At 40.0% G+C, this 12,950-nt stretch carries 10 protein-coding genes and 3 tRNA genes; 4 read left to right on the forward strand and 9 right to left on the reverse strand.

What is annotated here, in order from left to right; translation table 11 throughout:
* Nucleotides 1-36: 36 nt before the first annotated feature.
* The 5 genes from AABK36_RS18400 to AABK36_RS18420 form a co-directional block, all read right to left on the reverse strand.
* Nucleotides 37-108 (reverse strand) — tRNA-Gly (locus tag AABK36_RS18400).
* Between the two features lie 37 nt (nucleotides 109-145).
* Nucleotides 146-229: transfer RNA gene (locus tag AABK36_RS18405), tRNA-Leu, on the reverse strand.
* 22 nt (nucleotides 230-251) lie between these two features.
* A tRNA-Gly gene (locus AABK36_RS18410) sits at nucleotides 252-323 on the reverse strand.
* Nucleotides 324-502: 179 nt separating this feature from the next.
* The gene (locus AABK36_RS18415) at nucleotides 503-1,309 is read right to left on the reverse strand and encodes an LVIVD repeat-containing protein (RefSeq protein WP_309936610.1); all 807 of its coding nucleotides are present in this window, start codon (nucleotides 1,307-1,309) and stop codon (nucleotides 503-505) included.
* Entirely contained in the window at nucleotides 1,297-1,836 is a 540-nt protein-coding gene (locus AABK36_RS18420) for a hypothetical protein (RefSeq protein ID WP_309936611.1), read from the reverse strand. The genes AABK36_RS18415 and AABK36_RS18420 overlap by 13 nt, the downstream gene beginning before the upstream one ends.
* A 224-nt stretch (nucleotides 1,837-2,060) precedes the next feature.
* Here AABK36_RS18420 and carB point away from each other — a divergent pair, with 224 nt between their 5' ends.
* Both carB and AABK36_RS18430 read left to right on the forward strand, forming a co-directional pair.
* Nucleotides 2,061-4,880: a carbamoyl-phosphate synthase large subunit gene (carB, locus tag AABK36_RS18425; protein WP_309936612.1), complete on the forward strand. Its 2,820-nt coding sequence runs from the start codon at nucleotides 2,061-2,063 to the stop codon at nucleotides 4,878-4,880.
* Between the two features lie 57 nt (nucleotides 4,881-4,937).
* The gene (locus AABK36_RS18430) at nucleotides 4,938-5,225 is read left to right on the forward strand and encodes a DUF4834 family protein (RefSeq protein ID WP_309936613.1); all 288 of its coding nucleotides are present in this window, start codon (nucleotides 4,938-4,940) and stop codon (nucleotides 5,223-5,225) included.
* Between the two features lie 48 nt (nucleotides 5,226-5,273).
* Here AABK36_RS18430 and AABK36_RS18435 read toward each other — a convergent pair whose 3' ends face one another.
* Nucleotides 5,274-5,708 (reverse strand): DoxX family protein, encoded by a 435-nt coding sequence (locus tag AABK36_RS18435; protein WP_309936614.1) that lies wholly within the window; start codon nucleotides 5,706-5,708, stop codon nucleotides 5,274-5,276.
* A gap of 80 nt (nucleotides 5,709-5,788) precedes the next feature.
* Nucleotides 5,789-7,681 (reverse strand): hypothetical protein, encoded by a 1,893-nt coding sequence (locus tag AABK36_RS18440; protein WP_309936615.1) that lies wholly within the window; start codon nucleotides 7,679-7,681, stop codon nucleotides 5,789-5,791.
* A gap of 200 nt (nucleotides 7,682-7,881) precedes the next feature.
* Between AABK36_RS18440 and AABK36_RS18445 the strand changes: the two genes are divergently transcribed.
* The gene (locus AABK36_RS18445; RefSeq protein WP_309936616.1) at nucleotides 7,882-8,304 is read left to right on the forward strand and encodes a MarR family winged helix-turn-helix transcriptional regulator; all 423 of its coding nucleotides are present in this window, start codon (nucleotides 7,882-7,884) and stop codon (nucleotides 8,302-8,304) included.
* Between the two features lie 11 nt (nucleotides 8,305-8,315).
* Nucleotides 8,316-8,954, forward strand: coding sequence for an NAD(P)H-binding protein (locus AABK36_RS18450; protein ID WP_309936617.1), 639 nt, complete (start codon nucleotides 8,316-8,318; stop codon nucleotides 8,952-8,954).
* Between the two features lie 61 nt (nucleotides 8,955-9,015).
* Here AABK36_RS18450 and AABK36_RS18455 read toward each other — a convergent pair whose 3' ends face one another.
* The gene (locus tag AABK36_RS18455; protein ID WP_309936618.1) at nucleotides 9,016-10,962 is read right to left on the reverse strand and encodes a hypothetical protein; all 1,947 of its coding nucleotides are present in this window, start codon (nucleotides 10,960-10,962) and stop codon (nucleotides 9,016-9,018) included.
* A gap of 51 nt (nucleotides 10,963-11,013) precedes the next feature.
* Nucleotides 11,014-12,849 (reverse strand): hypothetical protein, encoded by a 1,836-nt coding sequence (locus AABK36_RS18460; RefSeq protein WP_309936619.1) that lies wholly within the window; start codon nucleotides 12,847-12,849, stop codon nucleotides 11,014-11,016.
* Nucleotides 12,850-12,950 lie beyond the last annotated feature (101 nt).

Below are 12,950 nucleotides of genomic sequence, written 5' to 3' on the forward strand. Positions count from 1 at the left end.
AATATCGTCAAGACAATGCCTTTGCATCGTTTTATGAGCGAAAGAAGGGGATCGAACCCTCGACCCTCACCTTGGCAAGGTGATGCTCTACCGCTGAGCTACTTTCGCTTCTACTTTTATATTTATACTCTCAAAAGAAAAAGAGTACTAGAGGCGGGACTTGAACCCGCACGTCCTAAAGGACACAAGATTTTAAGTCTTGCGTGTCTACCAATTCCACCACTCCAGCTTGACTAACATTTTAGTCTTTGAGCGAAAGAAGGGGATCGAACCCTCGACCCTCACCTTGGCAAGGTGATGCTCTACCGCTGAGCTACTTTCGCATAGTTTCCCATTAGCTTTTCCGATAATGGGATTGCAAAGGTAGGTCATTTTTTTAAAAACGCAATTTCAATGGCTATTTTTTTTATATTTTCATCGAAATCTATCTAAACAATATTTAGGCAATTTTACAATCAAACTACAGGAACACCTGAAACCCAAATATTCCTGTAGTCTGAATTTATATAGCCTCCTCTTCTGCATCTGACTTTTGAATCGCAATTTCACTCAACATCTCTCCCAACCTGCCGTCTTCTGTTATTCTATACTGTCTCAACCCAGTCTCTCCTGTCACGATCGCTATATTTTTGTTTCTCAAAGGGATCAGGTCATACCCATGGATATCATTGACGAAACCTATTTTCTTCAGGTTTTCAGGGTTTGAAATATCCATTTCCGTCAATCCAAAATCTCCCTCGCAAACCAATAAACTCTGTCCAAGAACTCCCAAACCATGAGGATGCTCCATTTGATATTCTCCAACTTTAACCGGCGATGTCGGATTTCCCACATCAATTACCTCCAGTATATTCTGAGTATTTCGGCATGTTCTTCCAGATCTTAATGTAACATAAGCATACTTCCCGCTAACTACCACAGGGTCGCAAGCAGTGATATGCTCATATACAGAAAGCATTCTCGGAGAAGAAGGATCTCTTACATCAAAAATAAACATGCCTGTGTTAGAACCTATAAACAACATAGTGTCATACGGAAATATCGTTTCAATACCCATTGGCAAATCAATCGACTTTTCCACACTCATTTGCTTTGGATCAAAAATATCAACCACATTCAACTGACTCTCGCTGACTGTATACAACTTATCTCCTTTGATGGTAAACCGAGCCATGCTTCCTCCAACTCCGACTTGATCTCCTATAGGCGCCGACCCATCCATTGAAGAATCACTCTTGCAAGAGGGCAAAACCGCAACGATAGCTATAAAACAACAAAACTGTCTAATGATGCTTTTTATCTGTAACATACGCTATTCACCTCCTCTCTTGTCACCATTTCCCAGCCTACTACATAACCTTGTTCTGAATCCACACATTCATACGCGATTGCCTCGAAAGGTGGCAAATGAGCTGTTTCTCCAAATTGGCCTTCAACCATACCTTCCAACTTGATCATCTTAAAATCATCTCCAAACGACAATGCCAATAGTCTGTCATAATTGTCCACGTACAACACCTTGTCTTTCACTGCCATATCGACATTTCCAGCTATGCTTATAAACGCTATATTTTTAGGAGCTTCAGGATTCGTGTTGTCCAAGATATGAATCCCTTCTCTAACACTGTTTATTAACAGGAAATTCTCATACACATATATCTTGCCTGTATTCTTTAGTTCCCTTGGTGGCTCCAAACCAATCAAACCATTCTTGCTTTTTTGATAAATCGGTCGATAAACAAATTGGATATCTGTAGGAGGCGAAGGCTCCACTCTGACTAAACTTGTCAAAGTCACAGCGCCAAATGCCAAAACCAATAGTTTTAGGGCTTTCATTTTGTCAGTCTTTTATGTTAGTTTTTTTAAATCATTCACATTAAATACACATAATATTACAAAAGGGATGCTTTGGTAAAATAATTTTCCTTAGCTTTTTCTGTGTTTTTTTTGGAATGATAAAATCTAGGACAAAGAAACCCGAAATGATTTTTCATTCCGGCGCATTTGGATTAAATTTGTTCAATTTGAATAGTTTGTTCTTATTTTAATAAATTCTAAAAATGCCTAGAGATAATAGTATCAAGTCAGTATTGATTATCGGGAGTGGCCCGATTGTAATTGGACAAGCGTGTGAATTCGACTATTCAGGGTCGCAAGCAGCACGTTCGCTAAGGGAAGAGGGTATCGAAGTTACTTTGATCAACTCCAACCCAGCGACTATCATGACAGATAATGTTACCGCGGACAATATATACCTCTTGCCGCTGGAGAAAAAATCTATCAGGCAAATCTTAGAAAAACATGAAAACATCGATGCTGTGCTTCCGACTATGGGAGGACAAACTGCCCTTAACTTGGCCATCGACTGTGAAAAAGCCGGAATCTGGGAAAAGTACGGAGTAAGAATGATCGGTGTGGACACTGGAGCCATCGAGATCACTGAAGACAGAGAGCAATTCCGTCAAAAAATGATCGAACTAAATGTAGACGTTTGTAAAGGAGAAACTGCTACATCTTTTCTTCATGGAAAAGAAATCGCGCAAGAAATCGGTTTTCCTCTTGTAATTCGTCCTTCATTTACTCTTGGAGGTACAGGAGGCGGGTTTGTTGATTCACCTGAGAACTTCGACAAAGCGCTTACAAAAGGTCTGCATGCTTCTCCAACTCACGAGGTGCTAATCGAGCAAAGTATCTTGGGATGGAAAGAGTACGAGCTTGAGCTTTTGAGAGATAGCAACGGAAACGTTATCATCATATGCTCTATCGAAAACTTCGACCCTATGGGTGTTCACACAGGAGACTCGATCACTGTAGCTCCTGCCATGACGCTTTCGGATACAATCTACCAAAGAATGCGTGATTTGGCGATCAAAATGATGAATGGTATCGGACAATTCGCTGGTGGTTGCAACGTGCAGTTTTCTGTAAGCCCTACTGACGATACGATCATAGGTATTGAGATCAACCCAAGAGTATCAAGATCATCCGCTTTGGCATCAAAGGCAACTGGGTACCCTATCGCCAAGATCGCGGCAAAGCTTGCTATTGGATACAACCTTGACGAGCTTAAAAACCAAATTACAGGAACGACTTCGGCCTTCTTCGAGCCTTCTATCGATTACACTATCGTGAAGATTCCTCGTTGGAATTTCGAAAAATTCCCTGGCGCTGACAAATCGCTTGGTCTTCAGATGAAAGCCGTTGGAGAAGTGATGGGTATTGGAAGAAACTTCCAAGAAGCACTTCAAAAAGCTTGTCAGTCATTGGAAATCAAGAGAAATGGATTGGGATGCGATGGCAAAGAGTTGACTAATCAGGATGAAATCCTTTACAGTCTTGCCAACCCAAGCTGGGATAGATTATTCCATATTTACGATGCCTTCAAACTAGGAATACCATTCAAGACAATTCAAAAGCTATCTAAAATCGACCCTTGGTTCCTTAACCAAATCGAAGAATTGATCGCTGTTGAAAATGAAATCAAAAAATACACGCTTGAAACTGTTCCTAAGCAATTATTGCAAGTTGCAAAAGAGAAAGGTTACGCAGATCGCCAAATAGCGCACCTTTTCGGTTGCCTTGAAAGCGATGTATTCGAGAAAAGATACAATGAGTTCGGCATCAAGAGAGTATACAAATTAGTGGATACTTGCTCTGCTGAGTTCGAAGCAAAAACACCATATTACTACTCTTCTTTCGGTGACGAAAACGAATCTTCGTCTTCTGACAGAAAGAAAATCATCGTGCTTGGAGCAGGCCCTAACCGTATCGGTCAAGGTATTGAGTTCGATTACAGCTGCGTACACGGTGTGTTAGCAGCTAAAGAAGCCGGCTACGAAACGATCATGATCAACTGCAACCCTGAGACTGTTTCTACGGACTTTGATATTGCTGATAAATTATATTTCGAGCCGGTGTTCTGGGAGCACCTTTATGAAATCATACTTCATGAGAAGCCTGAGGGCGTAATCGTGCAGCTTGGCGGACAAACAGCGCTTAAGCTTGCTGAAAAGCTTGAAAGATATGGTATCAAAATCATCGGAACAAGCTACGACGCTCTTGACTTGGCGGAAGACAGAGGTAGATTCTCTCAATTGTTGGCTGACAACGATATCCCTTATCCTAAGTTCACTACAGTGGAAAGCGCTGATGAGGCAATCGACAAAGGAAACGAACTTGGATATCCTCTTTTGGTAAGACCTTCATACGTTCTTGGCGGACAATACATGAAAATTGTCATCAATGAACAAGAATTGGAAAGACATATCGTTGAAATCATGAGGGAGATTCCTGGGAACAAAGTTCTTTTGGATCATTTCCTTGACGGAGCTATAGAAGCTGAAGCTGACGCGATATGCGATGGAGAAAATGTATACATCATCGGAATCATGCAGCATATCGAGCCTGCGGGTATCCACTCTGGAGATTCGTACGCAGTGCTTCCTCCTTATAACTTGGGTGACTTTGTAATCCAACAGATTGAAAGCCATACTCAAAAAATCGCTAAGGAGCTGAACACTGTTGGTTTGATCAACATTCAGTTTGCTATCAAAGATGATAAAGTTTACATCATTGAAGCAAACCCTAGAGCTTCGAGAACCGTACCGTTTATTTGTAAAGCTTATCAAGAGCCTTACGTGAACTATGCGACCAAAGTCATGCTAGGAGACAAGAAAGTCACTGATTTCGACTTCAAGCCTGTGAAAGAAGGATATGCGATCAAGGTTCCTGTATTCTCTTTCAACAAATTCCCTAACGTGAACAAAGAATTAGGTCCTGAAATGAAATCCACAGGTGAAGCAATCTATTTCATCGAAGATTTGATGGATGACTATTTCTTGAAGATTTACTCTGAGAGAAATCTTTATCTAAGTAAATAAATGATCTTGAGTCTTGAGCTTTGGCAAGGCTCAAGGCTTCAGATTAAATAATGAATTATGCTATTTAAAATTGTAGTCTTTTTCCTTATACTGTTCTTTGTCTTCAAAAAGTTTGGTCATTATATTTTAAAAATGATCCTGAAGGCTTTTATGAAGCAACAGACAAAGAAATATGCCTACCAAAACAATCGTGGCAGCTATCAGTACAATCACAGCCAGAGCCAGCGTAAAAGCGCTCGCAACAGCAATGTGCATATTGACTATGTCCCCGAACAGAAGAAAAACAGGCATGAGCCGGGACATTTCACCGGCGGAGATTACGTAGACTTCGAAGAAGTGAAGTAAGACAAAAAATTCATGAATATAGGAAGCCTCCCTTTGCGGAGGCTTTTTTTATGTCTTTTGAAATTTTCTATCCAATGAATAATTTCCTCCACCCTTGAAAAACAAAAATAAACTGCCCATCAACATGGAATAATCAGTTCTGCTATCATGCAATGCAACCCAGAGACCTTTTTCCATTAATATAGGAACCTTCGTCAAAGTTAGAGCGCTCAACATAATTGAAATTATAATCAAACTAGCCAATCGCGTGCCCAATCCAATGATGATCATTAATCCAGCGAGTATTTCCAATCCGCCTATCATGCTTCCCAAAAACTCCGCATTGGGCAAACCTATAGCCTCAAACCTACCCGCTCCTCTTGTTATCGGAAACAAAAACTTTTGAATTCCCTCCGACAAGAAAACCAATCCAACGGCCATTCTAACAAGTATTACATATTTATCTCCATCGGTTTTCAAAATTTGACTTTTCCATTCGTTCATAACGACTACTTTTGATTTCCATCAAAGTTCCGTAATTAATATTTTCTTCAATTGTCTGAATGAAAAATTAGCGGTTTGCATCACAACTCTTCGTATTGACTTTCTAATTCTCTACCCAAAAGCTTCTGATCATTCAGGCCTTTTGTCAGATCCTCTTTTTCCTTTCTTAGTACTTTAAGAATCTGTCGTGTCGGCCCTTTGAAGTCCTGCACGTATACCTTTTTCATGCCTGAGGACAAAATGCTTGCTTCGCTATCTGTACCTGTAGCTCCGGCTGTGCTGGTAATAGAGTCACCAATAGTCATCTGGCTATCTTCTGTATGTGTTTCCAAAATTGGGAAACATTGAGCCTCTGGAGAAGCGATCTCATAACCATCCACTATCGCTGGTTCGACAAAGCCTGTATCCACGACTACCAAGCTATCGTCTTTGTAAGCTTTTACTTCAAAATTGCTGTATGGATGGTAGATATCGACTCCGTATTTTTTCATTATCTTCATCATTCCTCGGAACGCCTCCGAGCGATTGCGGTACTTTCCTTGCACAAGTTCTGCCAAAATTTGAGATCTTAATCCAAAAAATGAGTGAAAACGATCTTTTCCAAACTTTTTCTTATTGGCCTCAAAGTGATCTAAGCATTCCATCACTTGGTCCGGTCTATCATTAATCAACCGCATGCTCAGATTACTTAGCTTTCGCAAATCGGATTCATCCACGGAATCCTTTTCTGATGGCCTCGCAATTGCTTGAAGCTGAACTTTATGATGAAGCCTTTCCAATTCCGACCATTGTCCCGCTCTAAAATCAAATAACGGAGGATTTCTTTTTCGATCACTGATTTGCAAAGCAACTCTATCCAAATATTCCATCAAGATCGAAATCAATCTATCGTCAAATCCCCAAACATTTTGAAACCAAACATCTTGACTCCAGCTTGCGCCCGGCGCAAACCTCTCCGTCAACCTCAAGCATTCATCCACAAAATAATCTTGATGCTCCTCGATATACCTGCTCAAAAACACCTTCACCCTCTCAAAACCATCAGGGTTGACTATTCTCAAGACAAAAGTATCGCATCTGGAAGACAAATTGCAAAAAGGAGCCAAGGACAAGGACTTAACGGCAAGGCCTCCCAAAACTCCCGGATCATCCAATAACGGCATTAAATCTTGGGTTACTTGAAACACATGAGGCCCTTTGACATTTAGATAAATGTCATACTTGTAAGGCACGCTCTGAGTTTCCAGCACAGGTTCATTTTTTAATCTTTCAGACTCCGTGTCCTGCCTGCCATACATATTCATAAAATAATCTGGAAAATGGCTATAGTCCCGTATTCCTCTTAATTCAGCATGCTTGTAGTAATGAGGCTTTCTATCCACTAGATTCAATCGAAGGTTTCTGTCCGTTGGGCGGTTGACCAAAAGATCATTAACGATGCGGCGGGCTAAATCCAGCTGAGCTGATCGATCCACAGGAGGCTTTGCAATGGTATTTCTTGTGAAGCGAGAATACAGATTCTTTTGCAAAGTATTGTAAGGTCGGGTAAAGTCCGCTCTCCGAGTCACTTTTCCATCCCAACATTCATCAAACAGTTCCATCAATTGGTTGAAGGAATGATCGGGTTCTTCCATCTCCAAAATACTCTCTCGAACCCAAAAATCTTCTTTAACTCCTCGGCAATAAGCAAAATACCAAAGATCGTCCTCATCAGCCGTATGATAACGCTCATCGTCAATAATCACATGCCTTCCAGCGCCAAGTTCAACCGATGGCAAAGGCGTAAGTTGAGAATTCTTCAAAGAATAACCATGAGTTGATTTTTTAAGATGAGCAGGCTTGAAAGCCGCTTGAACAACAGGAGTATTAGCAAATGTCAAAGCTGGTGGATTTTTCGAGATTGAAATCGAACTTCTAGCCATTTTTTGAATGGCTGGCTCTTTTGTTTTTCTCAATATATCCCTATGCAGCATTGAAATTCGTATTAAGCTTCCCAATACTAACAATTATTCCCAGTTGCTGTTTTTAGCCTCTGGAAATATTCAATTTCTGAATAAAGGTGAGCTGTAATTTTTCGCATTTCATGAACCATGAAAATAAATTTAAAAATTTTAAAGAGTAAAATCGAATAAATTAGTTTGAATTCAAACTAATTTATTCATACATTTGATTCATGAAAAAATTCAAAACAGGAGAACTACTTGGCAAGTCATCAAGATTGCTAAGCAACAAGCTTACACAAGGCTTGACAAAACATCAGATAGAATTAACTCCAGAGCAATGGATGGTTCTCGAGGTGCTAGTCAATGAACCTAAGAGTCAAAAAGAAATTTGTGAAATAACTCTTAAAAACAAAGCCAGTATCAATAGTCTAGTTTCAAACTTGATAAAAACAGGGCTTGTCTCCAAATCCGTCTCCGAATCTGATAAACGAAACAATGTAATATCGATTACGGACCTAGGCATACAAATAAAAAAAGCATCCAACCAAGTGGCTTCCGAAACATTGGATATCGCATTGGAAGGATTGTCCTCAAAAGACATTGAAACACTCAATGGCTATCTCCTCAAAATCAAAAACAACCTTATCAAATAAAATCAACCATAATGGCAAAACAAATAACTATTTTTGGAGCTACTGGCTTCGTTGGAAAGAAACTAATTCGACTAGCTATTGAGCGTGGCTATAAAATAAAAGCTTTAGCGCGATCGAAAAACAAACTTAAAGAGTTTGAATCTAAAATAGAGATTATTGAAGGCGACTACTTTGACCTAAACAAAATCGATGAAGCTATCCATGGTTCATCTGCAATCCTATCTACGATTGGGCCTCCGTTAAAAGCAAAAGGAATTGATGAAAGCAAATATCATGATAGCTTAAACCATTTGATTAATCGATTGGAAAAAAAGGGCTCAACAAAATTCATAAATATTTCAGGCGCTGCAATTAAGTTTCCGGATGAAAAACTATCATTCAAAAGAAAGGCTTTGAGGCTTATGTTAAATTTGATGGCTCAGCAAATGATCAATGTCAAAGACGGAGAATTAGAGATACTAACAAATTCCAATATTGATTTCATATCAATAAGACCTCCAATGATCAAAGACATACAAGGAGAATATTCCGTTAATGACAACTCTCTTGTAAGCATGTCTGTGGGTGTTGATCAAATATGCAATTTCATGCTTGACAATATTGACAATGATCAATGGCGCCGAAAAGCTCCTCTTATTGGCAATATCTAAAAAAATATAATGACGGGACCGAATAAAAATTCAAGACAGTTGAGCTATAGTTTTACAAAGCCTAAAGCTCATCTCTTTCTTCCTCAAGCTCTTTAGCCAAAATCCTTTGGTCTACAGCATGAGCCATCCAATCTGCCGCTTCTTCTCTGATCGCTTTTAACACTTGCCGAGGTGCTCCTACAGACTCTTGGACGTATACTTTGGATAGACTATCTTCTGGTTTTCGACTTCCATCTCCCAAGTTAATCGAAGGTATCTCAAAACCAACCTCTTCAGTATGCGTAAGCTTCTCTCTACTGTTTGGCTTTGCTGGTGTTGGCACAAACATAGCTTCAGGATGAGAAATATCAGTCCCCAATTCGGCAACCAGCTCTTCTGCTCCTTCACCGATTACTACCATCCCATCATCTCTGACAGGCCTGATATCTCTATTGACATGAGGATGAAACAAATCAATGCCATGACGTCTCAATATCCTCATAAAGTTTTTAAATGCCTCCATTTTATTCTTATAGCGCCGTTTATCGGGCATATCAGTCCTCAATGCGAGTTCTTCTAAAGCCAAAGAGCGAATCCCCATGAAAGTCTTTCTGTCTGCTCCATATCGTTTTTTATACCTCTTAAAATGTCTGATCCAATGTCCAATATCATATGGCAAAGCCACCTTGGAGACTTCTTCACTCTTTTCTCCCAATTTCAATAATTTTTCCTGATCAAACTGATCACTAGAACCTCCTTTTTTGACTAATTGCAACTGAAGTTCTCTATGCATTTTTTCTAGTTCTTCCCACTGTTTGCCTGTGGATTTCCATTCGAAAAATGGCTTGTTCCTTTTCCGCTCAGAGAGCTTCATAGACACTTCATCGAGATAATATCCTACCTCGGCAAGCATCCGTTCGTCCATGTCCCAAACATTGGAAAACCATGAATCCTGACTCCAACTAGCTCCCGGCGCAAATCTTTCGGTAAGAGCCAGACAATCATCTATAAAATAGTCCGGATGCGCAGCCACATATTCTATCAGAAACTGCTTGGCCTTTTCAAAACCTTCAGGATTGACTATTCTTATCACAATGGAATCGACTCTCGAAGCATGATTGACCAAAGGCGCGATTGCCATGCTTTTCACACACAATTCACCCAATACTTCCGGATCATCCATCATTCTCATTAACGTATGAGCGACCTCCTTCAAATGATGAACTTTGACATTGAGATAGATATCAAATTTATATGGAACTTTTTGTGTTCGTATATGAGGCGCGGACTTGTCTCGAGATGCTCCATCTGCTTCGGATCGGCCATAAATATTCATAAAATAATCTCGCATATGGCCAAACTTCTTTTGCTTTTTCAGCTGTTCATAATTATAATAAATAGCCTTTTTCCCTTCTATTGACAATCTCATTCCTCTATCCTCAGCCCTTTCCAAAAACATCTTCACAAACTCTTCAGCTAAACCGATTTCAACTGCTTCTGGAACTCTTGGCTTATCCGTTTTCTTCTTCACATACATCGAATATAAATTCTTCTGCACAGTATCATAAGAACGTTTATATTTCGCTTTTTCAAAGACGAATCCGTTCCAACATTCCTCAAACATATCCATCAACTGCAGGAAAGAATAATCCGGCTGAGGAAAAGTCAGCAAATCGGCATTGAGCCAGAAAGGGTCTTTTACGCCTTCCGCTAGGCATTCATACCATCGCTGTTTTTCATCGCCTTCACCCCTCCACACATCAACGTCATCATCGATTATAATCATCATTTGCGACGATAACAGCACATCCTGCTTAGGAACAAACTTCATATTGCGAAGTTCTATGCCTTGTCCTTCATAACCATGAGTTCTCATCCGGACTTGGGCTGGACGAAATGCCGCTTGAATGACCTGTTTTTTCTGAAAAGTAAAGTCAGGAGGAAATTTCGCGGAAATGGTCTTGGAGGAGCGCGCTGCTTTAGAACTTAATCTAGAAGAAGAATTAAACGAAGGCTCTTGATACTGCATAAGTCAAAATTCTTAGCTAATAACTAGTCTTTTGGAGAGTCTGTTTGGATTTTAAAGTTCATCACGTTCTTCCTCTATTATTTTAGACATCAACTTTCGTTCTTTCGCTTCTTCCTGCCATCTTTCTCCTCTTTTCCGGTTCACCTTTAGTATCTGTCTCGAAGGATCGACTGTTTCTTGAGTGAAAAACTTTGTCGACTTTTCTAAAACTGACTCTCCGTCTTCGCTCCTTACTGAAGGAATATAACAAGCTTCTGGAGCAGACAAGCCTACCTCCGGAGTAATCGAGCTCTCCTCAGGCAACTGATCAATAACCACCATGCCTTCTTCTCTATATTGCTTGATTGGTCTATTCAAGTGCGGATGAAACAGATCAATGCCATGATCTCTAAGTATTCTCATAAATGACTTGAATGCTTTCATCCGGTCACGAGGTTTCTTTTTCATTAACTCTGCCAAAGCTATCGTTCTTATCCCCAAAAAACTGTACCTATTCGTTCCGAACTTCTTTTTCATTTTGTCATAATGGTCTATCCATTCAATAACCTGATGTGGCGGACAAAACTGACTTAACTCCTCTGTCAACACACTTAGACGACGCAGCTTATCATAGTCTAATTGCCTGTCTGCTCCGGCATTTCTCACCAACTGGACTTGCACTTCATGATGCAAGCTTTCCATCTCAGACCATTTCCACCACCAAAGGTCCAAAAACGATTTATTTTGTTTGTGGTCGCTGATGCTCATCGCAACTCTATCAAGATACACTCCAACGTCGCCCAACATATTCCCATCCATATCCCACACATTGTCAAAAAATGAATCTTGGCTCCAGCTAAGTCCAGGAGCAATTCTTTCCGTCAACTCAAGACAATCATCCACAAAAAAATCAACATGACCGTCTACATATTGAATCAAATACTCTCTGACTTTCTCAAATCCTTCAGGGCTTGTAACTTTCAAATTTATAGTATCTGTTCTGGAGGCTAGATTTCTCAAAGGAGCAACAGCCATATTTTTGACATACAAACCTCCCAACACACTTGGATCATCCAACATTGGAATCAAATCCCTTGCTACTTCAGTCAAATTCGCGGCATTGACATTCAAATAAAAATCGAATTTATAAGGAACGCTTTGGTCGTCAACCACTGGAGAAGCCCCTTTCTGCTCAGGCTTCACTTCTTTGTCAAGCCTACCATACATATTGATAAAATAATCAGGAAAGTGCCCAAAGCTTTTAATGTCCTTCAATTGCGCGTGCTTATAGTAACAATCTTTCTTTCCCTCTATTTTCAATCGAAGATTTCTATCCTCAGGTCTTCGCATTGCCATACCTACAAGATCGCGAGCAATGACTTCTTGCTCTTCCTTCGTGCAGCTGGGCTTTTTCTTAATCACTAATGTGTAAAAGGAATATAGGTTTTTAGCCAAGTCGCCATAATAATCATAATAACCTTGAGTATTCAGTACTTGCCCGCTCCAACACTCATCAAACATCTTCATCAACCTGATAAAAGAATGATCAGGCTCCTCAACTATTTCCATATCCGCATTGCTGACCCAAAATGGCTCCGCCACGCCGTCTTTCATTACCTCATACGACAACAAGCCTGCTCCACCCGCAACGATATTCTGGTCTTCAACGATGACCATCTGATCAGGCAATAACTTGACATTGGGCAGTGGACTAAATCCATGAACTCTGGAAAATGACTTTCCAAGGCACTTATGCTTGATTTTACCCGGCTTAAAAGCCGCTTGAATTACAGGAGGGACTAAAAATGGAGATTCTGGAGGAAGTTTTACCGATACTTGCGCATTCGGAACACTGCTTTTTGTTCTGCACGCATGCGATTTATATGGCAACGACTCTCCTTTTAACATTGATACTATGAATTTCTCTATGTTATAATAAGCTGATGAGAGAATAGTTTTTCTCCTTTTTTAAAAAAACAATATTTAAATATGACAAGACTCTGAGTAAA

This window comes from Aureibacter tunicatorum, from assembly GCF_036492635.1.
GTDB lineage: Bacteria > Bacteroidota > Bacteroidia > Cytophagales > Cyclobacteriaceae > Aureibacter > Aureibacter tunicatorum.